Origin of the sequence: uncultured Pontibacter sp., assembly GCF_947499215.1 — a bacterium.
Classification (GTDB): domain Bacteria; phylum Bacteroidota; class Bacteroidia; order Cytophagales; family Hymenobacteraceae; genus Pontibacter.
In genome coordinates, this window is the sequence record NZ_CANMNI010000002.1 from 508,519 (window position 1) to 534,428 (window position 25,910).

Sequence of the window (25,910 nt, forward strand, 5' to 3'; positions counted from 1 at the left end):
TGGCATTGTGACAGGGAAATTAAAACACCCGCTGCATCTCCACCACATCATCCCAACTGCCGTCGGATTTCCGCAGCCATTCCTTGCGGACACCCACCTCCTCAAAACCGGCATTCTTAAAAAGCTTGATGCTGGTATGGTTGGTGGCCGTGACGCTGCAGTATACCTGATGCAGTTGCAAGGTATGCTGGCAGTAGCTAAGCAACAGGTTTAGCGCCTCGGCAGCATGGCCTTGGCCGCGGTAAGAGGCCGAAACGACTATACCTATACCTGCGCGATGGTGCAGCGGGTCAAAATCGAAAAGATCGATGGCGCCGATGGCTTCTTGCTCGTGGTTGCAGATGACCAGCCGGAGTTGCTTGATGGTGTAGATGTCGAGAGCGGCGTTCTCAAGGTATTGCTCCAGCACAAACTTAGAGTAGGGCGTGAGCGTGTTGCCGACATGCCAGACCGAGGTGTCGTTCTCTAAAGTATATAGAAAGTCCAGATCGGTGGGCTCGAGGGCCCGCAGGTAGGTATGTTCGGAGCGGAGAAACATGCGCTATACCTTCTCTGGAACCGGCACTGTGCCCGTAAACACCAGCTTGGCCGGGCCAGTCAGGTATACGTAGCGGAAACCGAGGCCATCTTGCTCGAAGCTCACCTGCAGTGTTCCTCCCGGCGTTTTTACGCGCACAGGGCTTTCCATGCCGCGCATACCTGCCACGAGTGCGCAGGCCGTTACGCCGGTTCCGCACGACAGGGTCTCATCTTCCACGCCGCGCTCGTAGGTGCGCACGTGAATGGTGTCTTCGGACAGTCGCTCCACAAAATTCACGTTCGTGCCCACTGCCTCGAAGCGCTCATTGTACCGTACGGCACGACCTTCGGCGTATACGTCCAAGTCCCGCACGTTGTCCACGAAGCGAACATAGTGTGGCGAACCTGTATTGAGGTAGAAGTCCTCCCCTATTCTTTCCACACCGGTAACATCGCTCATTTTGAGCTGAATTTCCTCACGCTCTATGGTCGCTTGGTGCTCGCCGTCAGCTGCCAGAAAATAGGCCACATCTTCGATCACGCCGAGTTGTTTGGCGAAGCGTACCGTGCAGCGGGCTCCGTTGCCACACATCGAGCCCAGGCGGCCGTCTGCGTTAAAGTACACCATCTCGAAGTCGTAATCGTCGTGGTCTTGCAGCAGAATAAGGCCATCGGCACCGATCCCGATCCGGCGGTCGCACAAATGTTTGATCATCTGTTCGTCCTCTGCCGGGAAGGTCATCTTCCGGTTGTCGATCATGACGAAGTCGTTGCCTGTACCCTGATATTTATAAAAGCTTAGTGGCATACTTTAGAAACATTTAAAACAGCTGATACGTGCAATTTTCAGGCACGGCATATAATTCGTAATTTGCCGCTATTACACAAGCCGGATATAAACAGCAAATATATGTATTCCTTTTTAACAACAGAAAACTGGGCTGACTACGAACTCGTTGACTCTGGAAATTTTGAGAAAATGGAGCGCTTCGGGCAGTACTATGTGGCCCGTCCCGAGCCGCAGGCCATCTGGGACAAGCACCTGCCCGAGTCGGAGTGGCAGCGCATGGCCAATGCCGTGTTCACCCGCGACAAAGGCAGCCAGGAAAGAGGCCAGTGGAAACTCCAAAAAGGAATGCCCGAGCAGTGGTACATCAACTACCAGTACAACGACCTGAAACTGCGCTTTAGGCTGGGCTTGTCCTCGTTCAAGCACGTGGGCCTGTTCCCGGAGCAGGACAGCAACTGGAAATTCATCTTCGACAAAACCCGCTCGCTCAAGACTAAAACGCCGAAGGTGCTCAACATGTTCGCCTATACCGGTGCTGCTACCCTTGCCGCCAAAGCTGCCGGTGCCGATGTAACGCACCTCGACTCCGTGAAACAGGTGAACTTCTGGGCCCGCGACAACATGGAGGCCAGCGGTCTCGACAATGTGCGCTGGATCGTGGAAGACGCCATGAAGTACGCTCGTCGCGAAGTGAAACGTGGCAACACCTACAACGGCATCATTCTGGACCCTCCTGCCTACGGCCGAGGCCCGAACGGCGAGAAGTGGCAACTGGAAAACGAGCTGAACGAACTCATCAAACTCTGCCACCAGATGCTCGACAAAACCGACTACTTCCTGGTGATCAATCTCTACTCTCTCGGCTTCTCCGCTTTGATTCTGGACAACCTGATGCGTTTGACGTTTGGGGAACAGATAAAGCATGAAGAATTGGGTGAGATCTACCTGCACGACCGTGGGGAGCGTAAGTTGCCGTTAGGGACTTTCTTTCGGTTTAGTTCGGAGGGGTAGGGCTGTTGTAGAAACATTTTGACATAAACGACTACGGTTATCTATTAGAAGCGATAAATCAGCGGATTTTTATTGTGTTTGGCTCCTGATTGTTCTTAATTTTTAATAAAAGACCTAGCCAACATCTTTATAAGAATTTATATCAAACTTATGGTTAAATCAGTACTTGATAAGCTTTATTCTGCACTTAATGAATTAGATAAATTATTAAGTGCAGAAACATCAAATGAGGCTCAATTTCAGCTTTGGTTCGAAAGAAATCCTTTTGTATTTGAAATTTTATGTTACAACCAAACTATACCACATCCCTCACAAATTGTTTGTGGAAATGGAGAGGAGTATATCCCAGATTTTCTCGTGCGTTCTTATAATGGATTATGGGAAATATTTGAACTTAAAAGACCCGATACTAAAATACTTAAGAATACAAGTAGGAGAACCACGTTTTATAGCTCATTTGAAGAGTACATCTCTCAGTGTCGTGAGTATGCTCAATACTATTTTGTTCCTGATAATCGGAAAACAATAGAAGCCAAATATAATATCCGAATACAAAGAGAATTACTTTCCTCAATTGTTGCAGGAGTTGATAAAACTGTTGATAAACAGAAGGTACATGACTTATTGTTTGATAGAGGAAATAGTGTTAAAACAATCACGTATGATGATATTCGAAACACTTTATTAAGTTCTATTTCTTTACAGACAGCTCATATAAGCAACTTACCCGGGCTAACATATTCTTCAGTTTTGATGCTGCCAAATTCTGCGAAAGGTCAGCATCAATTCTTTTGTGATTTTGGTTTTGAAAAAGATAAAAACAGGATTTCTGTAGGAACAGATAATGATAGCTTATTTATTAAAGTATGGTCTGACCAAAAGCTTGTATTAGATAATTTGGTTGCAATTTCGGATACTCCAATTGAATATGATAAGCTTTTCAACCTACACTTTGAATTTGGTATAGCAATAGACTCCACTTACTTAAGTTTGTTTATTGATGGGAAGTTAATCTTGCATAGGTCTTTTGAAAAAATTTCTATTCATCCTTCCGTGTTTCACTTTTGGTCTTTGGGTGGCGATATGTTTCAAGAGACAAGTTCAAATCATGGTTATTCTCAAGTCATATTATTTGCAAAAACACTATCTGTTGAGGAACGGATGGATGTGATTCGTTATTTCCTTGAAACGTATGAACATCACTATAAACATCAGACGTCTGGGCCTTTAATGATAAATATGACTAATAATCAGAGATTATTTTATTATAATCATCCATTACTAAAGGCGGATGTAAAAATACCAGATGAACACCCAAACTCAGCTGAAAAAATATGGGCATGGTATATAGCTGATGTAGAAAGGAACTTTATCAATCATGAATTTTTCTCAAAATACAGAAATGTTATTAGAGAGAAGCATCCTGACTTAATCGGGACATTCAAAGAAACAATCCATTATAAAGATGGAAGAGTGATTGAAGTTTGAACCTAATGGCACTAAGTGCAAAAATAGCTATACAATGTAGTCCAAATAGTAACACTGGTTGGAGGCAGTCCTTCTAACTACATTTAAATACCTAAATAGGTACTCACTTAAAAAGTCTTTCATTTTGCATCCTGAGCCTTATAGTTAATATAAAACTCCCCCCTATGACCAAACGCCTCGCACTCATCGACATGGGCACCAACACATTTCACCTCCTCATCACGGAGGTAGACGAAAAGGGCCAGCGCACCGACTTCGTGAAAACCAAGCTGCCGGTGCGGCTTGGGCAGGGCGGCATCAGCAAGGGGGAGATTGCCCCGGAGGCTTATGAGCGGGCACTTAAAACGCTGAAGGATTTCCGCCGGCAAATTGATGAGTATGGGGTGGAGACAGTGCAGGCCATGGCCACCAGCATGGTGCGCAACGCCAGCAACGGCGACGACTTCATCAAAGACATTTACAAACAAACGGACATACGGGTGGAGATCATCGACGGTGACCGCGAAGCGGAACTGATTTACTTTGGCGTGCGCTCGGCTGGGGTGCTGGATGAACAGACTTCCCTGATCATGGACATTGGTGGGGGGAGCGTGGAGTTCATCATCTGCAACAACCAGGAAATCTTCTGGAAACAAAGCTTCGAGGTGGGTGCCCAGCGCCTCATGGACAAGTTCTATACCCAGGACCCTATACCTACCGAACAGGTGGAAGCCGAGAAAAGCTATCTGGCCGATGTGCTCCAGCCCCTCACAGAGGCCGTGGCCAAATATAAACCAGTTCGCTTAGTAGGAGCCTCCGGCACGTTTGACACGCTCTGCGACATCGACGCCCTGAGCCGCGGCGACAACTCACGCCAGTTAAATCCTCCTGCAGCCTCCTCGCTGGAAGTGGCGGACTTTTATAAGATATACCAAGACCTGCTTCACAAGACCCACGAAGAGCGTCTTGTAATACCGGGCATGCTTGAAATGCGCGTGGATATGATCGTACTGGCTAGTATCGTGGTGGACTTTGTGTTGGAAACCTACAACCTGCAAGAGATAAATGCATCGGCTTACGCCCTGAAAGAAGGGGTACTGGCGCAGGCGCTTGCGTCGATGTAAGCATCTACTCATACCTTAACGTAAACAAGAAAGCCTACCCTGAAGAGAGTAGGCTTTCTTGTCGGCATCGGAGTTATATCTTCCTATCGCTTCGCCAGTTTCTTATATTCTTTCTCGTAAGCCTTGCCCAACTTCTTGAGCTTTTTGTCGCCTTGGGTATAGTTGGCTGCCATTACTTTCGGAGACTCGCTATAAATATTGCTTGCGTCTTTTTTGGCGAGCTGTATACCTAGTTGCTGCTGCACTTTCTTCGTCTTGCCCTTCGCATAGCCTTTGTTGAGCAAGGTGGTTAGGAGTTGCAGGGCAGCCTTTTCCTGCTGAATGGAGGTGAAGTGGGCCACCACGGCAGCTGTAAAAGGCAAGGAGTTCTGTTCTCTCGAAAAATTGTACAGCGAAATATGGTTGAGTCCGAACTTCCCGATTGATTGGCCTAGGTAATGCTGTTCGGCGTCGTTGTACTTCTGAATGGCATCCGTGTAACGGCCACTGGCCACCATCCTATTCACATCTTCGAGCATGCGCTGGTAAGCTACTGCACTGGCAATGGCATGGCGACCATCATCAGCAGTGAAGGTAGAATTCATACAGGTCGCCTTGGCCCCCGCCGCTTTAATGGCTGCCTGATAAGCCTGATCAGCGGCGATGAACTTCTTCTCCCGCACAAGTGCCTGCGCATTCTGGTAATGACGGTCGTAGTCGGCCTGCACATTGAGGCACTCCTGCGTAAAGATCCGGTCGCGCAGTTGCACGTACTTGGCTTGCACCTCCGCATCCTGCTCCAATGCATAGCGAGTACGCATACTCTCGGCCGAAGTGGCGATAGCCCTTGCATCGGCCAGTCTGTTGTTCATGGCCTGCACATATCCATCGCTCAACTGACTTAGCAGTATAGGTTTTGCTGCCTGCTGTGCTAATTTCCCTAACTCACGAAACGGCTGGAAGGTATAGTTCTGCTCCAGCGCAAGGGCCGCCTCAAACTGATTGAGAGCAAAGCGATAGTCTGTGGCTTTCATGGCCTGACGGCCTTTGTCAATATGCTGCACATAATACTGGTATTTCACTTGGCCCTGCAGTTCGGCTGCCTCTGGTGCGTCACGCAACAGGTAGTCATACTGGCGCTGGAAGGCATAGGCCTCGTCAGCCAGCTGGTCAGCCTGTGCTAAGTCACCTTTGCTCAGGAAGCGCTTGCCCTCATCCACCATACTGCGGTAATAGCCATACACGGCACGGCCCTCCCCGTCGTTCAGGGCAGGCAGGTTGCAACGCAATCCCCCAATGGTGCTGCAAAGCGTGCGGGCATCGGCATAGGCTGCCACAGCGCTGCGGTAGTCGCCTTGGCTGTTGAAGGCATGCCCCTCCGTCACGAAAGCGCTGTAGATGTCGTGCGCCAGTCCCAAAGCCATCTGTTCTGTTTCCGGGTCTACGCGCATTTGGGTGAGGATATCGCGGGTGCGGCCAGCGGCCTCGTGCAGGTTGCCGGCCATAAAATCGAGGCGGGCCAGTTGCAGGTGAGCAGGCGCAAAGCGCGGGTTTACCTCCAGCGACTTCACGAAATAGGCTCCCGCCGCTGCTAGGTTGCCTTTCGCGATCAGGCTTATACCTCGGTTGTAGAATTGCTGGTCGAGCGTAGCCAAGGTATGGTTAAGTGCACGGCGGCGTTCTTTTAACAGCTGTTTCAGTTGGTTTGACTTAGTGGTATAGCGTTGCGGATCGAACTGGTTGAGGCTAAGCTTTTCGGTGAAGCGCTTCTCCTGCAACTTTTGGTGGATTTCCTCGATATCGCGCAGGCGCTGGTCCTGTACTTTTATCCGGTCTACATCCTCCGGATTGATAAGCGCAATATCTTTCAGCGCCTTTTCTAGAGTGGCGTCAGCGGCATAGTAGTCTTTGATGAGGTTAATCTGGTCCTGTACCTTAAGAACATCTGCAGAAGTATACACCAACTCAAGTCCTTCTACCTGCAAGGTATAGCCCTGATTGCTGGCCGTGTCCGGCACAGTCGTTTCGAGAGCCACTACGCCATTCTTCGTTAAGTTTACAGTAGGCAGGCTGTAGCGCTTCAGTTCCTTCTGCTGGCTGTTGAGCAACCGCACGGTCATCTTCGCCTGTTCCGGCAAAAGCGCGCTGCCCAGATCGAAGCCACGGTAGTGTACATCGCCGCTAACACTTACTTTCTGCAACTGCACCTTCAACTGCAACACATTGCTGGCATCGGCTATGCGGGCGTGTTGCTCCATTCGCACCACAAACTCCGGTGTGCGACTCGGGCGGCCTCCACGGGCAGAAGTGGTTTCCCCGCTCAACAACTGGATGATGCTATTGCTATGGGACTGGCCACTGTTGCCCGCCGGCACCTGCTTGATCAGAAAAGAGACCGGGGTGGTCTGTTCAAACACAAGCTTGGTCTGCGCATGCCCCGCAAATGCCAGCGCGAGTACCCAAATCAGAAGTAGAGCTCTTTTCATAGTCGTACGTTTATGCCTGCTTTCGCCATTTCAAATTCTATTCCACTTTTCTAATGTTGCCCGAAAGTATATAAAAAATGATATATAAATGAGGTTCACAGGTATAAATTCTGGCGGCCGTAATCGCCGCAGGATTTGTAAGGCAATGGCCTAATTATTTTTTAATTTGCGGCCCTAACCTTTTTGCTATGTACCCTTACCGACAACTCTTTGACTTCACCCGCGAAGTTTTCACCAAGATGGGCTGCCCACTTGAAGATGCTACATTGGCTACACAGGTGCTTTTAGAGGCCGATTTGCGCGGCGTAGACTCCCATGGCGTGGCCCGCCTGAGCGGCTATGTGCGCCTTTGGGAAGCCGGACGCATCAACACAAAACCCAATATGACCATTGTGCACGAAACACCCAGCACCGCTACCGTAGACGGTGACAGCGGACTTGGCTTGGTGATAGCACCCCGTGCCATGGAAATCGCCTTGGAGAAAGCGGATAGAGTCGGTTCGGGCTGGGTTTCGGTTCGCAATTCCAATCACTTTGGCATAGCGGGCTACCATGCCATGCAGGCTTTGCAGCGCGACATGATCGGAATGGCCATGACCAACGCCAGTCCGCTGGTGGCCCCGACCCACTCGACGCAGCGCATGCTTGGTACCAATCCGATTGCGGTAGCCGTGCCTGCCCTGCACCAGCCTCCTTTCGTAGCCGACTTGGCCACCACCACCGCCGCCAACGGCAAGTTGGAGATACTGCAGCGCAAGCAAAAGAAGACGCCGAGCGGCTGGGTGCAGACTGCCACGGGGCTAGGCTCTACTAATCCGTTCGAAGTGCAGGCAGGCGGCGCTTTACTCCCGCTGGGCAGCACAAAAAACCGAGGCAGCCACAAAGGCTATGCACTGGGCTCCATCGTGGATATTTTTTCGGGAGTTTTGTCAGGCGCTAACTACGGCCCATGGGTACCACCTTTCGTGAGTTTCCTCGCCCCTCCCGCCGATCCGGTGGGCAAAGGTATAGGGCACTTTTTCGGTGCCATGCGCATCGATGCCTTCCGCCCTGCCGAGGAGTTTAAACAGCATATGGATAACTGGATCGAGACGTTCCGCAATGCGCAGGTGAAACGTGGCGAGAAAGCCGTGCTCATCCCCGGCGACCCGGAGCGACACATGACCGCTACACGCCTGAAGAAAGGTATACCGCTTCTGCCGCCTGTGGAAAAAGACCTCGAAGAGGTTGGCAAGAAGTTCGGTGTAAAGCTATAGTCCGATGGCTGGGGAAAAGGAAATGCAGGTTTTCCGTGCCTTGGGTCTTGGCTCTACCAGACGCAGTATACTGATGCTGGTACTGGTCTGGATACTGAATGTGGCTTGGCTCGGGGTAAACTATTTTTGGAGCTTGGTCCCTGTTTCAGTGTTGGTTGCTATACCTGTGCTGCTGTTGCTGTATGCCCTTGTTGCGCTGGTAGCCTATGTATACTGGGGCGTGAAAGGCGTGCGCGAACAGGACGAGCCCTACGCCAATGTGATGGTGGGCGTGATCGTGGCCATCACCTTGATCTACCTCAGCTATACCCTCCTCGACGCCTTGCTTTCGGTCAGCAAGTAAGCTGTATACCTATAAAACAAGAAGAGCTGGCCACAACGGTCAGCTCTTCTTGTTTTATGTAACTAGGTATAGCCTATTCAATTTTCTTACCAGCCATGGCTTTTTTAATGGAGATCTGCATTACGCGCTCCGCGAACGGGCTGGTTTGCTCCTCCAGTACATCCACAGCTTTCAGAATCTGGTCTTTGTCGCCGCTTGGCAGGGCATCGCGCAGGTTTTGCAGGTTCTCTCGGGTCAGGTTAATTTCCTCTTCGGTCAGGTGCTCGCCATTCTTGTCAAGGAAGCGCTCCACCTGATAGAGCATCTGCTCAGCAGTCGTGCGCGCCTCAATCACCATGCGCGCCGAAACGTCTTCACGGGCATGCGTGATCGAGTCCATCAGCATCTGCTCTACCTGCGAATCGGTCAGGCCGTACTGTGGCTTTACCTCCACCTCTTGGCGCACGCCGGAGCGTACTTCAATGGCCTCTACTTTTAGGATACCGTCGGCGTTCAAAATGAAGTTCACGTCTACTTTCGGGAAGCCGGCTGGCATGGCCGGTATACCTTTCAGGTCGAACTCTGCTAGCTTGCGGTTCTCTCTCACGAGGTCACGCTCGCCTTGGTAAACGGATATCTTCATGTTCACCTGCCCATCGATAGACGTCGTGTACTGACGGCCGGCTTTGGTTGGGATCTTGGAGTTACGCGGGATGATCGAGTCCATCAAGCCGCCCATGGTTTCTATACCCAAGGTGAGCGGCGTTACGTCCAGCAACAGAATGTCTTTGCGATTGCCAGCCAGAATATCTGCCTGTATGGCGGCTCCCAAAGCTACCACCTCATCGGGGTTAAGCGAGTTATTGGCAGGCTTACCAAAAAACTCTGACACAGCTTCGTATACCAGCGGCACACGGGTAGAACCACCCACCATAATCACGGCATCGATCTGCTCTGGTTGTAGCTTGGCGTCGCCCATGGCCTGTCGGCAACTGTCTATTGTCTTGGCTACGATAGGTGCAATCAGCTCTTCGAACTTGTGACGCGTAATACCGCATTCTATCGTATCGTTTACCTTACTGGTATAGATTTGCTGTTGGCTCAGCGCGATCTTGGCTTCCTCGGCTTTCAGGCGAAGCTCCTGCTGCAGGTTTTTATCTTGGTTGAGGGTATCAGCAATAAGCTGATTTTCCTGAATCCAGTAGTTGATGATAGCACGGTCTAAGTCATCGCCACCTAGGTAAGTGTCGCCGTGCGTGGAAAGCACCTCAAATATACCTTGGTGGATGCTCAGGATAGAGATATCGAAAGTGCCACCGCCTAAGTCGTATACTGCGATCGTTTTCTCCTCTGATGGATCTATACCTATACCGTAAGCCAATGAAGCGGCCGTCGGTTCGTTAACAATGCGCAGCACTTCCAGCCCGGCCAGTTTGCCTGCATCGCGGGTGGCCTGGCGCTGGGAATCGTTGAAGTAGGCCGGCACCGTGATCACCGCTCTGTTCACCGGCGTTTTCAGGGCATGCTCGGCACGCTCCCGCAGCTCTTTCAGTATCTCCGCTGACAGTTCGATTGGTGAGTAGAACTTGTCCCCTACCCGAATTTTCACCAGTCCTTCGCTGTCATCGTCAATGATCTTATAGCCGAAGTAGTCACGGTGCTCGCCCAGATCTTTGTAGGATTTACCTAAAAGGCGTTTTACCGAATAGATCGTATTGGCAGGATCGGTCGTCAGGTACTCCTTCGCTTCAGTACCCACAATGGTCTCGCCGCTTTGGGTAAAGTGAACCACGGAAGGCACAATGGTACCGCGTCCGAGGTCATTTATCGCAAGGGGTTTCTTTGTTTCGGGATGTATGTAGGCTACCAAGCTGTTGGTAGTCCCAAGGTCTATACCTACAATCACCTCTTCCTGCTGAAGGGCTCCTGTAGAAAGGTTTATCGCAACTTTTGCCATGTTTGTATACTTTGGTGAGGCCACCGCTCTAGGGCAGCAGCGCATATACACAAAGTTACGAAAAATTTAAGGGAGGTATGGGAATGGCCTCGCTTTATACCTAGTACCCGGACCTATACCTTTAATATAGCGAACGAAACAGGATATGGATCGTGTGTCGCGTCCTTGCTGACCAACCAGCATACTCTGATGACGTTGAGCGCATTGAGGAAATACAGCACCAAGTAGGCAATGAACACATACCACGAACCGGGATAGTGCATGATTGTCATCCAAGCAAAAAGCATCACCAGTGGATAGGTGATCAACGACCATGTGATCTGAAAATTCAACAGGCTAACCCCCTGTTCTTGTACATGGAGCACTTTCTTTTTCTGTGTTATCCAGACGATCAGTGGAAAGATGAGATTTCCTAGAGGCATCAATAAGTATGATAACACAGAGAGATGCATCAGCAACAACACACTTTTGTCTGGCTCCTTGCCATAGTCGTATACCTCCTCCACATCCACACTAAGTGCTTGGCAAATGGATTTTAAGGTATAGCCCCTCGGTTCAGTCTCTCCTTTTTCTATTCGTTGCAATGTCCGCAGGCTTATACCTGCCATCTCTGATAGTTCCTCTTGACTCAGACCTTTTCTCTTTCGTATCTCGAAAATCTTATTACCTAACTGCTTCATGATGTTTTGGTTTATTCCTCAATACTACATCAAATGTAGGATCCGAGCTGCCGGTATTTATATGTCATTCCTATGACATTGATGACTTTTGGGCTCCTAGGAGCTTTAAAAGCAAAAAGCTGTTCGTCAAAACAGCTTTCTGCACATCCGTCTATGGACCTATACCTTACTCCTCTTTCTTAGGCACAACAATAAACACATCCTCCCCCGGACGCTTCATCAGGTACTTCTCACGGGCAAACTTCTCCAGTAGCTCCGGGTTGCCCATCAGCTCCTCTCGGTCCTGCTGCACCTCGGCCATTTTCTCTAGGTAATACTCCTTGTCTTTTTCCTTATCGCGCAACTCACGGCTCATGCGGTACTGGGTGATAAAGTCGTTTGAATCAAAAAAGAGCATCCACACCAGAAACAGCATACCTGTAATGAAATAGAAACTGCGTACAAACTTGGGTATACGTTTTAGCATATATTGGAAACTATAGATATTATTCTGAGGCCTTTACACAAAAATAAGGCTGTGAGTCATAAACCCACAGCCTTATGCCTAAAATATTTTCTGGATGTTATTTAGAACTTCTTTCCCGGGAAATAAGCCACTTCGCCAAGCTCCTCCTCAATACGGAGCAGTTGGTTGTACTTGGCCATACGGTCAGAACGGGAAGCCGAGCCAGTCTTGATCTGGCCTGTGTTAAGGGCCACTGCCAAGTCAGCGATCGTATTATCTTCTGTTTCACCTGAGCGGTGCGACATCACACTCTTATAGCCATGGCGCAAGCCAAGGTTGATCGCATTGATCGTCTCCGTCAGCGTACCGATCTGGTTCACCTTGATCAGGATAGAGTTCGCCACGCCTTGGTCTATACCTTGCTGCAGACGGTTCACGTTCGTTACGAACAGGTCATCGCCCACCAGCTGCACCTTGTTGCCAATTGACTCAGTTAGCTCTTTCCAGCCTTTCCAGTCATCCTCGTCCATACCATCTTCGATAGAAGCGATCGGGTATTTTTCCGTCCATTCTTTCCAGTAGCTCACCATTTCAGAAGAAGTCAGCTTGTCGCCAGTCGACTTCTTGAAGGTATACAGGCCAGTAGACTTGTCATAGAACTCAGAACTGGCAGCGTCCATAGCGATCATCATGTCGTCGCCCGGCTTGTAGCCAGCAGCCTCAATGGCCTGCAGCACTACTTCGATTGCCTCTACATTAGAAGCGATGTTCGGAGCGAAACCACCTTCATCGCCTACGTTCGTAGATAGACCTTTTTTCTTAAGTACATTCTTCAGGTGGTGAAACACCTCAGAGCCCATACGCAATGCTTCAGAGAAAGAAGGCGCACCCACTGGCATGATCATGAACTCTTGGAAGTCGATGGCATTGTCAGCGTGACTACCACCGTTCAGGATGTTCATCATCGGGACAGGCAGTGTATTGGCGTTAACCCCTCCTACATAGCGGTATAGCGGCATACCCAGTTCCTGCGCAGCAGCACGGGCAATGGCGAGGGATACACCTAGTATGGCATTGGCACCAAGGTTTGCTTTATTGTCAGAACCATCCAGCTCGATCATGATCTTGTCAAGCAGGTTCTGCTCAAACACAGGGAAGCCAACAAGCTCTTCAGCTATTTTCTCGTTCACGTTCTTCACAGCCTGAAGCACACCTTTGCCCATGTATTTGCCCTTATCGCCGTCACGCAGCTCTACTGCCTCATGTACGCCTGTGGAAGCTCCGGATGGAACCGCTGCACGGCCCAGTATGCCATTCTCTGTGAACACATCTACTTCTACAGTAGGGTTGCCGCGCGAATCAAAGATTTGGCGGGCCTTAATATCTGTTATTAAGCTCATCTTTAGTTTTTATATAGTTTTACTTGTTTTGCTCTAGCAGGGCGATAAAATCGTCGAACAGGTAAGTGGAGTCATGCGGTCCCGGAGAAGACTCTGGGTGATACTGTACCGAGAATGCCGGCTTGGTCTTCATGCGTATACCTTCGATAGTATTATCATTGAGGTTGATATGAGTCACTTCTACGTCCGGATGGTTCTTCAATTGCTCACTATCCACTACAAAGCCGTGGTTCTGGGAAGTAATTTCACTCAAGCCTGTCAACAGGTTTTTCACAGGGTGATTGAGACCTCTGTGACCATTGTGCATCTTGTATGTGGCTATCCCGTTTGCCTGCGCCAGCATTTGGTGGCCCATACAAATACCGAACATCGGTCTGTTCTTGTCAAGTATCTGCTTCACACTATTAATAGCCATAGTCGTAGCGGCCGGATCACCTGGTCCGTTTGAGATGAAATAACCGTCCGGGTTCCACTGCTCCATTTCTTCAAACGGAGTATTATATGGGAAAACCTTCACGGCACATCCACGCTGAACCAAATTATGCAAACTGTTACGCTTTACACCTAAGTCTAAAACAGCAACCCTGTACTTTACTTCCGCAGGCTGCATATCATACTGCTGATGCGTACTCACATGGGATGATAACTCCAGACCAGCCATAGACGGAACATCTGCAAGCTTGCGCTTCAACTCAGCTATATCCGTTGTATCAGAAGAAATGATACCGTTCATAGCACCTTTGTCACGAATATGGCGAACAAGCGCTCGTGTATCAATCTCGCAGATGCCTACAATGCCGGCTTTCTCGAAGTAATCCTGCAGTGAGCCTTCGGCTCTCTTGCGTGAAAAGTGGTGGGAAAACTCTTTACAGACTAAGCCATTGATCTGCACTTTATTGGATTCAACCTCATCCGACTGCACGCCATAGTTACCTATGTGGGAGAAGGTGGTGATAACTAACTGCCCATAATAAGAGGGGTCGGTGAAGATTTCTTGGTAGCCAGTCATACCTGTGTTAAAGCATAGCTCACCACCTGTCGTACCTATGCAGCCTAGGCTTTTGCCTGAGAATACGGTACCATCTTGCAATAAGAGAATAGCATCGGAAGTCGTGTGTTTCTTCATCGTAAAAATTTAATACAAAAATAAAAAAGGGACACGACTTACGTCATGTCCCTTTACAATATTTCACAAATGAAACTTATTCAGCATCTTTTGTTTCATCTTTAGTGCCTTCTGCCTCTGAAGTTGCAGGAGTCGAAGCCTCAGTAGACTCAGCGCCTTTTTTCTTAGAAGAAGAACGACGACGAGTTTTCTTAGCACCGCCGGCTGCACCAGCTGTAGTCAACATATCCTCGTTGTAGTCTACAAGCTCGATCACACACATTTCTGCGTTGTCACCAAGTCTGTAACCAGTCTTCAGAATACGCGTGTAACCACCTGGTCTGTTCGCGATCTTTACAGATACTTCGTCAAACAACTCTTTCACAGACTCTTTGTCCTGCAGGTAAGCAAAAACAGTTCTTCTTGAGTGAGTTGTGTCGTTTTTAGACTTTGTCAGTAGTGGCTCTACATACTTACGCAGTGCTTTAGCCTTGGCTACTGTAGTAGAAAGACGCTTGTGCAGGATAAGCGATGCAGCCATATTTGACAACATTGCCTTGCGGTGCGAAGCAGTTCTTCCTAAATGATTGATTTTTTTACCGTGTCTCATTATTTTGATTTGTGCACGTGCATACCGTCGATCAACCCGTTAGGGGATCGGGAATTATGCCGTAGATTAATTAATCTTCTTCTAATTTGTATTTGGCAAGGTCCATACCAAAGGTAAGGCCTTTCTCCTGCACTAAGTTCTCCAATTCAGTCAGTGACTTCTTACCGAAGTTACGGAACTTCATCATGTCAGAGATGTCAAGCTGCACCAAGTCACCAAGTGTTTTGATGTCGGCGGCTTTAAGACAGTTGTAAGCTCTAACAGAAAGGTCCATATCCTGAAGAGATGTTTTAAGAACTTTGCGCATGTGCAGCAGTTCTTCATCTACAGCCTCTTCTTCTTCCGGCTTAGCTGTCTCAAACGTCATGGTGTTGTCAGAGAAGAGCATGAAGTGCTGAATCAAAATATTGGCAGCACCTTTTAGAGCATCTTCTGGATGGATTGAACCATCAGTCTGAATGTCAAGCACTAGCTTTTCATAGTCAGTCTTCTGTTCAACACGTGTGTTTTCAACACTAAACTTTACATTTTTGATAGGCGTGAAGATAGCATCGATCGGAATAAGACCGAATACCTGATCAGCAGGCTTATTCTCTTCAGCAGGAACATAACCACGGCCCTTTTGGATAGTCAACTCCACTTCAAGACTCATGTTCTTGTCGAGGTTGCAGATTACCAATTCCGGGTTAAGGACTTCAAAGCTTGAAGAGAACTTGCTTATATCACCAGCTAAAAACTTATCCTGACCAGTGATAGTAACGGTGATTTTGTCATCGATAACTTCACTAATTTTCTTAAAGCGAACCATTTTCAGGTTCAAGATAATATCAGAAACATCTTCTACTACGCCTTCAACAGACGAGAACTCATGCAGTACACCAGGCATGCGAACGCTAGTAATTGCGTATCCTTCAAGTGAAGAAAGCAAAATTCTTCGCAGAGCATTACCGATGGTTACTCCGTAACCTTTTTCAAGCGGCTTGAATTCAAATAAACCATGAAAGTCGTCGGCTTTTTCCATTACAACTTTCTCTGGCATTTGAAATGCTAATATTGACATACTTGCAGTGTTAAAGGTTAAAAATTGATTATGCGGCTTACTTAGAGTAAAGCTCGACGATCAGCTGCTCCTGAATCTTCTCAGGAATCTGGTCACGCTGTGGCGCAGACACAAATTTACCAACCATCTCAGCTCCATCCCACTCTAACCAAGTAAACTGACGCGCATTGCGTACAGAAAGGCTAGTAGTAATTGCTTCTAGAGATTTAGATTTTTCTCTAACAGCCACCGTTTCACCAACTTTCAAGCTATAAGAAGGTATGTTTACGATCTCACCGTTTACTGTGATGTGCTTGTGCAATACAAGCTGACGAGCAGCTCTTCTTGTTGGAGCAATACCCAGTCTGTAAACTGTGTTGTCAAGTCTTGATTCAAGAAGGATCAAAAGGTTCTCACCTGTGATACCGCCTTTACGAGCTGCTTTTTCGAAGAGATTAGCGAACTGCTTCTCAAGCATACCGTAAATGTATTTTGCTTTCTGCTTCTCAGCAAGCTGAACAGCGTACTCAGACTGCTTCTTGCGACGGCCACGGCCGTGCATCCCTGGAGGATAGCTTTTCTTTTTTAGTGCTTTGCTTGGGCCAAAAATCTCCTCGTTAAATTTTCTGGAGATTTTGCTTTTAGGACCAGTATATCTTGCCATTGTATTTAATCTAATTTACTAATTAAACTCTTCTGCGTTTAGGAGGACGACATCCGTTGTGAGGAAGTGGCGTAACGTCTTTAATGGTAGTTACTTCAATGCCAGTATTCTGTACAGTACGGATGGCGGACTCTCTACCTGCACCAGGACCTTTAACAAAAACTTCAGCTTTACGCATGCCAAGGTCATAAGCAACCTTTGCGCAATCTGAAGCTGCCATCTGTGCAGCGTAAGGAGTGTTCTTTTTAGAACCTTTAAAACCCATTTTACCAGCAGAAGCCCAAGATATAACTTGACCTGCGTTGTTGGTTACTGAGATAATAATATTATTGAAAGAAGCCTTGATGTGTACTTGGCCTGTTGATTCCACAACAACTACACGCTTCTTAGCTTTATCTTTTCTTTTCTGAGCCATGATCAAAAATTATTTAGAAGCTTTCTTCTTGTTTGCTACTGTCTTACGCTTACCCTTTCTTGTGCGCGAGTTGTTCTTCGTGCGCTGACCACGTACAGGTAGACCTTTACGGTGTCTCAAACCACGGTAGCAGCCAATATCAAGAAGACGCTTAATATGCAATTGCACTTCTGATCTTAAAACACCTTCGGTTTTAATTTCAGCTGCAATGATATTTCTGATCTCATTAGCTTCATCTTCGGTCCAGTCTTTCACCTTTTTGTCAAGATCCACCCCGGCTTTAGTAAGGATATGAACAGAGAGATTACGACCTATACCATAAATGTAGGTCAAAGAGATCTCTCCTCTTTTGTTATCCGGAATATCTACTCCTGCTATTCTTGCCATAATAAATAATTATCCTTGTCTTTGTTTATATCTTGGATTTTTTTTGTTGATCACATAAAGCTTCCCCTTACGGCGGATAACTTTACATTCAGCACTTCTCTTTTTTACTGATGCTTTAACTTTCATTGTATTTATTTATATCGATAAACAATTCTACCTTTCGTTAAATCATATGGAGACATCTCCAATTTAACCCGGTCGCCAGGGAGTATCTTTATGTAGTTCATTCTCATTTTGCCAGAGATGTGAGCTATCACCTGATGACCATTTTCTAACTCTACCCGGAACATTGCATTTGATAATGCTTCAATGATAGTACCGTCTTGCTCGATAGAGGACTGCTTCGCCATTTATTGTTGTTTAGCTTTATCTATATAATCAAAAGTTGTTAATACTTCTGCTTTATCCTTTTTTATAACTACTGTGTGCTCAAAGTGAGCAGAGGGTTTTTTATCACGCGTTCGGATTGTCCAGCCATCCTCTTCTTGCACTACATATCGAGAACCTAAGTTTACCATCGGCTCAATCGCTAAAACCAATCCACTTTGCAACTTCAGTCCCTGTCCACGTTTACCGTAGTTAGGAACTTCAGGAGCTTCATGTAGATTACGACCAATTCCATGCCCTACCAGTTCTCTTACTACACCATATTTATGGCTTTCTGCAAACTCTTGAATCGCATAGCTGATATCGCCAAGTCGATTACCGACAACTGCTTTGTCGATTCCTTTGTATAAAGACTCCTTCGTAACTTGAAGCAGCTTTGATATTTCATCTGATATGTTGCCTATACCATGGGTGTAAGCACAATCACTATGAAACCCTTGATAATAGACTCCACAGTCAACAGAAATCACGTCTCCATCGTTCAAAACGTAATTACTAGGCATGCCATGCACTACTGTAGAATTTACTGAGATACAGAGGCTAAAAGGAAACCCATTATAGTTCTTAAAAGATGGGACAGCTCCATGATCTCGAATAAACTCTTCCGCTCTTTTGTCGAGTGTGAGCGTTGAAACACCCTCTTTTATAAGAAGAGCTACTTCGCCATGTGCTTTACTTAATATTAAAGCACTCTGGCGAATTAGCTCAATTTCTTCTTCAGTCTTGTAAAAAACCATTTATTAGGATACCATGGCTATGTTCTCTGTTCTGCCTCTTAGCTTTCCAGACTTCATCATGCCATCATAATGACGCATTAGTAAATAACTTTCAATCTGCTGCAAGGTATCAAGTACCACACCAACCATGATAATCAGAGACGTTCCACCATAGAATTGGGCAAACTCTCTAGTTACACCAAATAGCATGGCGATTGCAGGGAAGATAGCAACCAGTGCAAGGTAAATAGCACCCGGCAGCGTTATTTTAGTTAGAATGTTATCAATATATTCTGAAGTTGCTCTGCCCGGTTTTACTCCCGGAACAAAACCTCCACTTCTCTTCAGATCATCAGCAATCTGATTCGGATTAACAGTTATTGCTGTATAGAAATAAGTGAAAATCAAAATCATTAAACCGAACACCACATTATACTGCCAAGAAGTGAAGTCAGAGAATGTTGCTCCAATATAACTTGCTGTCTCATTTGAATCAGCCCAGATAGATGCTATCATGGAAGGTAGAAACATAAGAGACTGTGCAAATATGATAGGCATTACACCTGCGGCATTCACTTTAAGAGGAATAAACTGACGCTGTCCACTATAAAGAGAACTGCCACCCACCTGCTTAGCATACTGTACTGGAATTCTTCTGATAGCTTGTGTAAGCATCACTACTGACATTACTACAAAGAAGAGCACAACCAGTTCAAAGATGAACAACAAAGCACCATTAAGCTCTTTGGAAAGGCCTTCAGCTACTATTGCCCCTGGGAATCTGGAGATGATACCGATCATAATCAGCATGGAGATACCATTGCCTATACCTTTATCGGTAATTCGCTCACCAAGCCACATACAGAATATGGTACCTGATGTAAGCACAATCATAGAACTGATTGTGAATAGGGTTGTATTAACCACAATCGCCTCACTGTTAATAGTAGCAACAAAGCCTACAGCTTGAGCTAATGTGATGATAATGGTAAGAACTCGGGTGATTTGGTTGATTTTCTTTCTACCAGACTCACCCTCCTTCTGCATTTTTTGAAAATAAGGAACCGCTATGGTAAGTAGCTGTAATACGATAGAAGCCGATATATATGGCATGATGCCCAACGCAAAGATGGAAGCATTGCTAAATGCTCCACCTAAGAAGGTATCCAACAAACCAAAAATGCCTTGTGTGTTGGCTTTAAGCTGGTTGGGATCTATACCAGGAAGAACAACATAAGAACCTAATCTAAAAATAGCTATGAAACCAATCGTATTGAGTATGCGTACTCTCAGATCATCAATAGCAAAAATGTTCTTAATTGTTGTTATAAACTTCTTCATAAAAATTAAAGGGCTACTGTTTTACCGCCTGCTTTTTCAATAGATGATATGGCAGTTTGAGAAAAAGCATGGGCATGTATTTCAACAGCTTTTGTAATCTCTCCTCTACCTAAGATTTTAACTTTGTCATTCTTTGACACTAAACCGTGTGCCTTGAAGAAATCAAAGTTAAAAACTTTTTCATTAGTTTCTGCAGCCAATGACTCCAGAACATCTAAATTAATTCCTTTGTATTCTACTCTGTTGAAGTTTTTGAAGCCAAACTTAGGAACTCGTCTCTGAAGTGGCATCTGGCCGCCTTCAAATCCTGACTTCTGAGAGTAGCCTGAACGAGACTTAGCACCTTTGTGACCTCTAGTAGAAGTTCCACCTCTACCTGAGCCAGTTCCTCTGCCTATTCTCTTTCTAGTCTTGGTAGACCCTTCTGCAGGTTTTAATGAATTCAAATACATATTAAATGTCCTTTACTTCTACTAAATTGTGAACCTTGTTAATCATACCAGCAATCTGAGGTGTCTTCTCAACAGTTACTGATTTATTGATCTTACCAAGACCTAAAGCTTGTATTGTAAGCTTTTGGTTTTTTGGTCTATCAATAATGCTTTTAACTTGTGTGATTGTAACTTTCGCCATCTCAATTAACCGTTAAATACTTTCTGCAAATTAACACCACGCTGCTGAGCTACGGCCAAAGGATCACGCATTTTAGACAATGCGTCAAAAGTTGCTTTCACCACGTTGTGTGGGTTAGAAGAACCTTTAGACTTGCAAAGAACGTCTTTAATGCCTGCGCTTTCCAGAACGGCACGCATCGCACCACCGGCGATAACACCAGTACCAGGAGCAGCTGGTTTAACTAGGACAAAACCACCTGAGTATTTGCCTTCCATTGCATGAGGTACTGTGTGATGGTAAAGTGGAACCTTTACAAGGTTTTTCTTAGCATCATCTATACCTTTAGCGATGGCGTCAGTTACTTCATTTGCTTTACCTAAGCCGTATCCCACGACACCATTGCCGTCACCTACAACTACGATAGCAGCGAAGCTAAATCTCCTACCACCTTTAACAACTTTGGCCACTCGATTGATTGCTACAACTTTTTCCTTGAGCTCAATTTCGCTAGCCTTTACACTACGAATATTATTTTTCAACATAATTCTTAGAATTTAAGGCCTGCTTCGCGTGCGCCTTCAGCCAATGATTTTACATTACCATGGTAAAGGTATCCTGAGCGGTCGAATACCACTTCTGTGATACCTTTCTCGATAGCTTTAGCTCCTATTTCTTTTCCAACCTGATTAGATACAGAAATTGTAGCGTTGGATACACCATCAAACTTCACAGAAGAGGCAGCAGCCAAAGTTTTTCCTGTAGTGTCATCGATCAACTGTGCATAGATAGCTTTGTTGCTTCTAAAAACAGATAATCTTGGTCTGGCAGAAGTACCAGAAATCTTGTTTCTGATACTTCTTTTAATTCTAAGTCTTCTTGATACTTTATTAACAGACATGATGATGATTATTTAGACGCTGTCTTACCAGCTTTTCTTCGTACAACTTCACCAACAAAACGGATACCTTTACCTTTGTAAGGCTCAACTTTGCGTAGTGATCTGATTTTAGCGGCTACTTGCCCGATCAACTGCTTGTCATTGCTTTCAAGTGTGATCACTGGTGCTTTACCTTTTTCAGTAACTGCTGAAGCAGTTACCTCAGCTGGCATCGTCATAAAGATATTGTGTGAGTAGCCCAGAGCTAGCTCCAGTATATTACCCTGCACAGTGGCTTTGTAACCTACACCTACAAGCTCCAGTTGCTCTTTATAACCTTCACTTACACCTACAACCATGTTGTTGATAAGCGAACGGTAAAGACCATGCATCGCCTTGTGACGCTTTTGTTCAGTAGGGCGCTCAACCACAATCTGGTTGTCCTCCTGCTTTACAATAATGTCTTTATCAACAGCTGTAGAAAGTGAACCTTTAGGACCCTTTATTGTAACAACGTTATCCTTCGCTACAGAAAGCTCAATGTTTGCAGGCAGAGTGATTGGCAATTTTCCTATTCGTGACATTGTCTATCCTCCTATTAGTAAACGTAACACAATACCTCACCACCTACATTCAGTGACTTGGCTTCTTTTTCAGTCATTACACCTTTGGAAGTTGACAATATTGCAATACCAAGACCGTTTAAAACGCGTGGCAAATTGTCATTTCCGGTATATTTACGAAGCCCTGGCTTACTAACCCTCTCAAGTTTCACAATAGCAGATTGCTTAGTGGTGGGGTTGTATTTCAGAGCGATCTTAATTGTACCTTGTACTTCAGCATCTTCAAATTTGTAGCTTTGAATATAGCCTTTGTCGTACAATACTTTTGTAATCTCTTTCTTGATATTGCTAGATGGTATTTCAACTACTCTGTGGTTCGCTTTGATGGCGTTACGCACTCTAGTTAAATAATCTGCTATTGGATCTGAGTTCATTATGAATCACTTAAATCTTGAACGCTTTTTCTAAGCGAGCGGCAAAGATATGAATATCTTTTCTTCTTTCTTAATATGTTAAGAAAAAATTACCAGCTCGATTTTGTTACACCAGGAATTTTACCCATAACAGCCAGTTCTCTGAAAACTACACGCGAGATACCAAATTTTCTCATATATCCACGTGGTCTTCCAGAAAGCTTGCAACGGTTATGTAACCTTACTGGAGATGAGTTCTTAGGAAGCTTGTCAAGTGCTTCGTAATCTCCTTTAGCTTTCAGTTCAGCACGCTTCGCAGCGTACTTTGCTACTAACTTCTGTCTTTTAAGCTCTCTAGCTTTTACTGCTTCTTTAGCCATTTTTCTTATTTCTTAATATTAGTGAAAGGCATACCAAACGCTTTAAGCAACTCGTAGCTCTCCTCATCAGTTTGAGCAGTTGTTACGAAGGTTATGTCCATACCACTAATGGCTTTAACTTTGTCAATGCTGATCTCAGGAAAGATGATCTGCTCTTTTACACCAAGTGTATAGTTGCCTCGCCCATCAAAACCTTTGTCATTTACCCCTCTGAAGTCACGAACACGTGGCAGAGCGATAGTTAACAGACGATCCAAGAACTCATACATCTTCTCTCCTCTAAGCGTAACACGGGCACCAATTGGCATACCTTCGCGAAGCTTGAAGTTTGAAACAGATTTCTTAGCGATAGTAGCTACAGCTTTCTGGCCGGCGATAGTTGTAAGTTCTTCAACCCCAATATCAACTAGCTTTTTGTCAGCTACAGCAGCGCCTATACCTTTGTTAATGGAGATCTTTGTGATCTTAGGCACCTGCATTACGTTCTTATACTGGAACTTTTCTTTCAGGGCAGGTACAACCTCCTTCTGATATTTTTCTTTTAATCTTGCAGTTGCCATATTAGATTACTTCTCCTGATTTTTTAGAATAACGCTCTGTTTTACCTTCGCTGTTCTTTCTTTTGCCAGCCTTTGTAGTTTCACCTGTCTTAGCATCAACCAGAGCTACATTGCTAACATGGATAGGAGCCTCAATTTTAGAGATACCACCTTGAGGATTTTTGGCACTTGGCTTAGCGTGCTTTGTCACCATGTTGATACCCTCAATTGTTACTCTTTGCTTCTCAATATTAACAGCTGTGATGCGGCCTGTCTTACCACGATCGTCACCGGCAATTACTTTAACCGTATCGCCAGTCTTTACATGAAGTTTTTTCTTATTCATCTTGATGTCTGAATTAATGATTAAAGAACTTCAGGTGCCAACGAAACAATTTTCATGAATTGCTTTTCACGAAGCTCACGTGCAACCGGTCCGAAGATACGTGTACCACGCGGCTCGTTGTTAGCGTTCAGAAGAACAGCGGCATTGTCGTCGAAACGGATATAAGAACCGTCTTTTCTTCTGATCTCTTTCTTTGTTCTTACAATAACTGCTTTAGAAACAGTTCCCTTCTTAACGTTTCCAGAGGAAAGGGCTGACTTTACAGTTACAACGATTCTATCACCGATAGAAGCGTACTTTTTGCCAGTACCACCTAAAACACGGATGCAAAGTACTTCTTTTGCACCACTGTTGTCGGCTACGTTCAATCTTGATTCCTGCTGTATCATTTTATTTCGCCCTTTCTATAATTTCTACTAAACGCCAGTTCTTGTTCTTGCTTAGAGGACGCGTCTCTTGAATGCGCACGATATCACCGATGTTGCATTCGTTTTTCTCGTCGTGAGCCATGAATTTGTTGGACTTGCTAACGAACTTACCATACATTGGATGTTTCATTCTGCTTTCCACTAACACAGTGATAGATTTGTCCATCTTGTTGCTAACAACCTTACCACTTCTTTCTTTTCTAAGATTTCTCTCTTCCATGATTTCTATTAAGTATTAAGAGTTAGCTTCAATTTCACGGCGACGAACCTCAGTATTCAGACGAGCGATAAGTTTCTTCGTCTCACGGATTTTCATCGGATTTTCCAACGGAGAAATAGCATGTGCAAAACGAAGGTTCTGCATGGTTGTTTGCTCCGTATTAAGCTTCTCTTTCAGCTCTTCTAAAGACAAAGCTTTAATCTCTGAATTTTTCATATACTATTTCTCAACGTAATCTCTACGTACTACAAACTTTGTTTTAACTGGTAGCTTCTGAGCAGCTAGTCTCAGCGATTCTTGAGCTACTTCCAGAGGTACACCATCTGATTCAAACATGATGGTTCCTGGCTTAACAACGGCTACCCAATACTCTGGAGAACCTTTACCCTTACCCATACGAACCTCTGCAGGCTTCTTCGTAACTGGTTTGTCAGGGAAAATACGGATCCAAACTTGGCCTTCACGTTTCATCGCTCTTGTCATCGCAATACGTGCAGCTTCTATCTGACGGCTTGTGATCCAAGAAGCTTCTAGCGATTTGATCGCAAAAGAACCAAATGAAATAGTACTGCCTCTATGAGCCAGACCTTTCACGCGGCCTTTTTGCATTTTTCTATATTTAGTCCTTTTAGGCTGTAACATTTTCTAAAACTTAATAATGTTATCAATCAATTATTGGCGACGCTTACGCTTTGGAGCACCATCTGGCTTCTTGCGATCGCCACGGCCTCTTCTGTCACCACCACCTTGTGAACCAGGTCCACCTTTAGTATCCATGTCGGCGTTTGGCGTAAGGTCTTTCTTACCGTAAACCTCACCTTTGAATATCCAAACTTTGATACCTAGCTTACCATACACCGTCTGAGCTTCAGACAGAGCATAGTCGATATCAGCACGTAGTGTATGCAGCGGAGTTCTGCCTTCCTTGTAGTGCTCGGTTCTAGCCATTTCAGCACCGCCTAGACGACCTGATACCTGAACCTTGATACCTTCAGCTCCAACACGTAGCGCAGAAGCGATAGCCTGCTTCATAGCACGTCGGAAAGAGATACGGGCCTGCAACTGCTGGGCGATAGACTCACCTACCAGTTTGGCATCAAGCTCAGGACGCTTAATCTCAAAGATATTGATTTGAACATCTTTGTTAGTAAGCTTCTTTAGCTCTTCTTTGATCTTATCTACTTCCTGACCGCCTTTACCGATTACTACACCAGGTCGGGCCGTGTTTACAGTGATAGTGATGCGCTTTAGGGTTCTCTCAATAATGATTTTAGAAATACCACCTTTAGGGATACGCGCTAATATATATTTTCTGATTTTCTCGTCTTCAACCAGTTTCTCAGCGAAATCTTTGCCACCATACCAGTTAGAATCCCAACCTTTGATAACTCCTAGGCGAAAACCGATCGGATTTACTTTCTGTCCCATA

The 25,910-nt window shown here is 45.8% G+C and carries 36 protein-coding genes; 5 read left to right on the forward strand and 31 right to left on the reverse strand.

Going from position 1 to position 25,910, the window contains the following annotated elements; translation table 11 throughout:
• Positions 1 to 19 precede the first annotated feature (19 nt).
• Together Q1A04_RS10140 and dapF are read right to left on the reverse strand one after the other, a co-directional pair.
• Positions 20 to 538, reverse strand: coding sequence for a GNAT family protein (locus tag Q1A04_RS10140; protein WP_299704931.1), 519 nt, complete (start codon positions 536 to 538; stop codon positions 20 to 22).
• Between the two features lie 3 nt (positions 539 to 541).
• Positions 542 to 1,327, reverse strand: a complete 786-nt coding sequence (gene dapF / locus Q1A04_RS10145; RefSeq protein ID WP_299704933.1) for a diaminopimelate epimerase — start codon at positions 1,325 to 1,327, stop codon at positions 542 to 544.
• A 102-nt stretch (positions 1,328 to 1,429) separates the two neighbouring features.
• On the opposite strand from dapF, the gene Q1A04_RS10150 reads away from it, so the two are divergent.
• The 3 genes from Q1A04_RS10150 (at position 1,430) to Q1A04_RS10160 (ending at position 4,911) form a co-directional block, all read left to right on the forward strand.
• Entirely contained in the window at positions 1,430 to 2,320 is an 891-nt protein-coding gene (locus Q1A04_RS10150; protein ID WP_299704934.1) for a class I SAM-dependent methyltransferase, read from the forward strand.
• Positions 2,321 to 2,470: 150 nt separating this feature from the next.
• Positions 2,471 to 3,808 (forward strand): Shedu anti-phage system protein SduA domain-containing protein, encoded by a 1,338-nt coding sequence (locus Q1A04_RS10155; protein ID WP_299704936.1) that lies wholly within the window; start codon positions 2,471 to 2,473, stop codon positions 3,806 to 3,808.
• A gap of 164 nt (positions 3,809 to 3,972) precedes the next feature.
• Complete coding sequence (locus Q1A04_RS10160; protein ID WP_299704938.1) at positions 3,973 to 4,911, forward strand: phosphatase; 939 nt, start codon at positions 3,973 to 3,975, stop codon at positions 4,909 to 4,911.
• Positions 4,912 to 4,994: 83 nt separating this feature from the next.
• Here Q1A04_RS10160 and Q1A04_RS10165 read toward each other — a convergent pair whose 3' ends face one another.
• Positions 4,995 to 7,376 (reverse strand): hypothetical protein, encoded by a 2,382-nt coding sequence (locus Q1A04_RS10165; RefSeq protein WP_299704940.1) that lies wholly within the window; start codon positions 7,374 to 7,376, stop codon positions 4,995 to 4,997.
• A 188-nt stretch (positions 7,377 to 7,564) separates the two neighbouring features.
• On the opposite strand from Q1A04_RS10165, the gene Q1A04_RS10170 reads away from it, so the two are divergent.
• Positions 7,565 to 8,632 carry an Ldh family oxidoreductase gene (locus tag Q1A04_RS10170; protein WP_299704942.1) on the forward strand — a complete coding sequence of 356 codons (1,068 nt, stop codon included), beginning with the start codon at positions 7,565 to 7,567 and terminating at the stop codon, positions 8,630 to 8,632.
• A gap of 4 nt (positions 8,633 to 8,636) precedes the next feature.
• Positions 8,637 to 8,975, forward strand: coding sequence for a hypothetical protein (locus Q1A04_RS10175; protein ID WP_299704944.1), 339 nt, complete (start codon positions 8,637 to 8,639; stop codon positions 8,973 to 8,975).
• Positions 8,976 to 9,048: 73 nt separating this feature from the next.
• On the opposite strand, the gene dnaK is transcribed toward Q1A04_RS10175, so the two are convergent.
• The 28 genes from dnaK to rpsC form a co-directional block, all read right to left on the reverse strand.
• The gene (gene dnaK / locus Q1A04_RS10180; RefSeq protein ID WP_299704946.1) at positions 9,049 to 10,911 is read right to left on the reverse strand and encodes a molecular chaperone DnaK; all 1,863 of its coding nucleotides are present in this window, start codon (positions 10,909 to 10,911) and stop codon (positions 9,049 to 9,051) included.
• Between the two features lie 113 nt (positions 10,912 to 11,024).
• Complete coding sequence (locus Q1A04_RS10185; RefSeq protein WP_299704948.1) at positions 11,025 to 11,591, reverse strand: helix-turn-helix domain-containing protein; 567 nt, start codon at positions 11,589 to 11,591, stop codon at positions 11,025 to 11,027.
• 166 nt (positions 11,592 to 11,757) lie between these two features.
• Positions 11,758 to 12,057, reverse strand: a complete 300-nt coding sequence (locus Q1A04_RS10190) for a septum formation initiator family protein (protein ID WP_299704950.1) — start codon at positions 12,055 to 12,057, stop codon at positions 11,758 to 11,760.
• 101 nt (positions 12,058 to 12,158) lie between these two features.
• Complete coding sequence (gene eno / locus Q1A04_RS10195; RefSeq protein WP_299704952.1) at positions 12,159 to 13,436, reverse strand: phosphopyruvate hydratase; 1,278 nt, start codon at positions 13,434 to 13,436, stop codon at positions 12,159 to 12,161.
• A gap of 19 nt (positions 13,437 to 13,455) precedes the next feature.
• On the reverse strand, positions 13,456 to 14,562 hold the full coding sequence (gene carA / locus Q1A04_RS10200; protein WP_299704953.1) for a glutamine-hydrolyzing carbamoyl-phosphate synthase small subunit: 1,107 nt from the start codon (positions 14,560 to 14,562) through the stop codon (positions 13,456 to 13,458).
• Between the two features lie 76 nt (positions 14,563 to 14,638).
• Positions 14,639 to 15,151: a 50S ribosomal protein L17 gene (rplQ, locus tag Q1A04_RS10205; protein WP_299704956.1), complete on the reverse strand. Its 513-nt coding sequence runs from the start codon at positions 15,149 to 15,151 to the stop codon at positions 14,639 to 14,641.
• Positions 15,152 to 15,221: 70 nt separating this feature from the next.
• The gene (locus Q1A04_RS10210; RefSeq protein WP_299704959.1) at positions 15,222 to 16,211 is read right to left on the reverse strand and encodes a DNA-directed RNA polymerase subunit alpha; all 990 of its coding nucleotides are present in this window, start codon (positions 16,209 to 16,211) and stop codon (positions 15,222 to 15,224) included.
• A gap of 37 nt (positions 16,212 to 16,248) precedes the next feature.
• The gene (rpsD, locus tag Q1A04_RS10215; protein ID WP_299704963.1) at positions 16,249 to 16,854 is read right to left on the reverse strand and encodes a 30S ribosomal protein S4; all 606 of its coding nucleotides are present in this window, start codon (positions 16,852 to 16,854) and stop codon (positions 16,249 to 16,251) included.
• Positions 16,855 to 16,876: 22 nt separating this feature from the next.
• Entirely contained in the window at positions 16,877 to 17,269 is a 393-nt protein-coding gene (gene rpsK, locus Q1A04_RS10220) for a 30S ribosomal protein S11 (protein WP_018476863.1), read from the reverse strand.
• A gap of 9 nt (positions 17,270 to 17,278) precedes the next feature.
• A complete protein-coding gene (gene rpsM, locus Q1A04_RS10225) occupies positions 17,279 to 17,656 on the reverse strand; it encodes a 30S ribosomal protein S13 (RefSeq protein ID WP_299704982.1) in 378 nt (125 codons plus the stop codon).
• Positions 17,657 to 17,665: 9 nt separating this feature from the next.
• Positions 17,666 to 17,782: a 50S ribosomal protein L36 gene (gene rpmJ, locus Q1A04_RS10230; RefSeq protein WP_007654264.1), complete on the reverse strand. Its 117-nt coding sequence runs from the start codon at positions 17,780 to 17,782 to the stop codon at positions 17,666 to 17,668.
• A 5-nt stretch (positions 17,783 to 17,787) separates the two neighbouring features.
• A complete protein-coding gene (gene infA / locus Q1A04_RS10235; protein WP_007654265.1) occupies positions 17,788 to 18,006 on the reverse strand; it encodes a translation initiation factor IF-1 in 219 nt (72 codons plus the stop codon).
• Positions 18,007 to 18,780 (reverse strand): type I methionyl aminopeptidase, encoded by a 774-nt coding sequence (gene map / locus Q1A04_RS10240; RefSeq protein WP_299704996.1) that lies wholly within the window; start codon positions 18,778 to 18,780, stop codon positions 18,007 to 18,009.
• 3 nt (positions 18,781 to 18,783) lie between these two features.
• Entirely contained in the window at positions 18,784 to 20,100 is a 1,317-nt protein-coding gene (gene secY, locus Q1A04_RS10245; protein WP_299704999.1) for a preprotein translocase subunit SecY, read from the reverse strand.
• Between the two features lie 5 nt (positions 20,101 to 20,105).
• Positions 20,106 to 20,552 (reverse strand): 50S ribosomal protein L15, encoded by a 447-nt coding sequence (gene rplO / locus Q1A04_RS10250; protein ID WP_299705002.1) that lies wholly within the window; start codon positions 20,550 to 20,552, stop codon positions 20,106 to 20,108.
• 1 nt (position 20,553) lies between these two features.
• Positions 20,554 to 20,733, reverse strand: coding sequence for a 50S ribosomal protein L30 (gene rpmD / locus Q1A04_RS10255; RefSeq protein WP_007654273.1), 180 nt, complete (start codon positions 20,731 to 20,733; stop codon positions 20,554 to 20,556).
• Between the two features lie 5 nt (positions 20,734 to 20,738).
• A complete protein-coding gene (rpsE, locus tag Q1A04_RS10260; protein WP_040573757.1) occupies positions 20,739 to 21,257 on the reverse strand; it encodes a 30S ribosomal protein S5 in 519 nt (172 codons plus the stop codon).
• Between the two features lie 5 nt (positions 21,258 to 21,262).
• The gene (rplR, locus tag Q1A04_RS10265; protein WP_299705013.1) at positions 21,263 to 21,613 is read right to left on the reverse strand and encodes a 50S ribosomal protein L18; all 351 of its coding nucleotides are present in this window, start codon (positions 21,611 to 21,613) and stop codon (positions 21,263 to 21,265) included.
• An 8-nt stretch (positions 21,614 to 21,621) separates the two neighbouring features.
• Entirely contained in the window at positions 21,622 to 22,176 is a 555-nt protein-coding gene (gene rplF, locus Q1A04_RS10270; RefSeq protein ID WP_299705016.1) for a 50S ribosomal protein L6, read from the reverse strand.
• Between the two features lie 14 nt (positions 22,177 to 22,190).
• On the reverse strand, positions 22,191 to 22,589 hold the full coding sequence (gene rpsH / locus Q1A04_RS10275; RefSeq protein WP_299705019.1) for a 30S ribosomal protein S8: 399 nt from the start codon (positions 22,587 to 22,589) through the stop codon (positions 22,191 to 22,193).
• 89 nt (positions 22,590 to 22,678) lie between these two features.
• The gene (rpsN, locus tag Q1A04_RS10280) at positions 22,679 to 22,948 is read right to left on the reverse strand and encodes a 30S ribosomal protein S14 (RefSeq protein WP_191184369.1); all 270 of its coding nucleotides are present in this window, start codon (positions 22,946 to 22,948) and stop codon (positions 22,679 to 22,681) included.
• Positions 22,949 to 22,953: 5 nt separating this feature from the next.
• Entirely contained in the window at positions 22,954 to 23,508 is a 555-nt protein-coding gene (gene rplE, locus Q1A04_RS10285; RefSeq protein WP_299705026.1) for a 50S ribosomal protein L5, read from the reverse strand.
• Between the two features lies 1 nt (position 23,509).
• Positions 23,510 to 23,833, reverse strand: a complete 324-nt coding sequence (rplX, locus tag Q1A04_RS10290; RefSeq protein WP_299705028.1) for a 50S ribosomal protein L24 — start codon at positions 23,831 to 23,833, stop codon at positions 23,510 to 23,512.
• Between the two features lie 20 nt (positions 23,834 to 23,853).
• A complete protein-coding gene (gene rplN, locus Q1A04_RS10295; RefSeq protein ID WP_076420876.1) occupies positions 23,854 to 24,222 on the reverse strand; it encodes a 50S ribosomal protein L14 in 369 nt (122 codons plus the stop codon).
• A 1-nt stretch (position 24,223) separates the two neighbouring features.
• On the reverse strand, positions 24,224 to 24,481 hold the full coding sequence (gene rpsQ, locus Q1A04_RS10300) for a 30S ribosomal protein S17 (protein WP_299705033.1): 258 nt from the start codon (positions 24,479 to 24,481) through the stop codon (positions 24,224 to 24,226).
• Between the two features lie 15 nt (positions 24,482 to 24,496).
• Positions 24,497 to 24,697 carry a 50S ribosomal protein L29 gene (rpmC, locus tag Q1A04_RS10305; protein WP_191184365.1) on the reverse strand — a complete coding sequence of 67 codons (201 nt, stop codon included), beginning with the start codon at positions 24,695 to 24,697 and terminating at the stop codon, positions 24,497 to 24,499.
• A gap of 3 nt (positions 24,698 to 24,700) precedes the next feature.
• Positions 24,701 to 25,123, reverse strand: coding sequence for a 50S ribosomal protein L16 (gene rplP, locus Q1A04_RS10310; RefSeq protein WP_101444077.1), 423 nt, complete (start codon positions 25,121 to 25,123; stop codon positions 24,701 to 24,703).
• A gap of 30 nt (positions 25,124 to 25,153) precedes the next feature.
• Positions 25,154 to 25,909: a 30S ribosomal protein S3 gene (gene rpsC, locus Q1A04_RS10315; RefSeq protein WP_299705039.1), complete on the reverse strand. Its 756-nt coding sequence runs from the start codon at positions 25,907 to 25,909 to the stop codon at positions 25,154 to 25,156.
• Position 25,910: the final 1 nt, after the last annotated feature.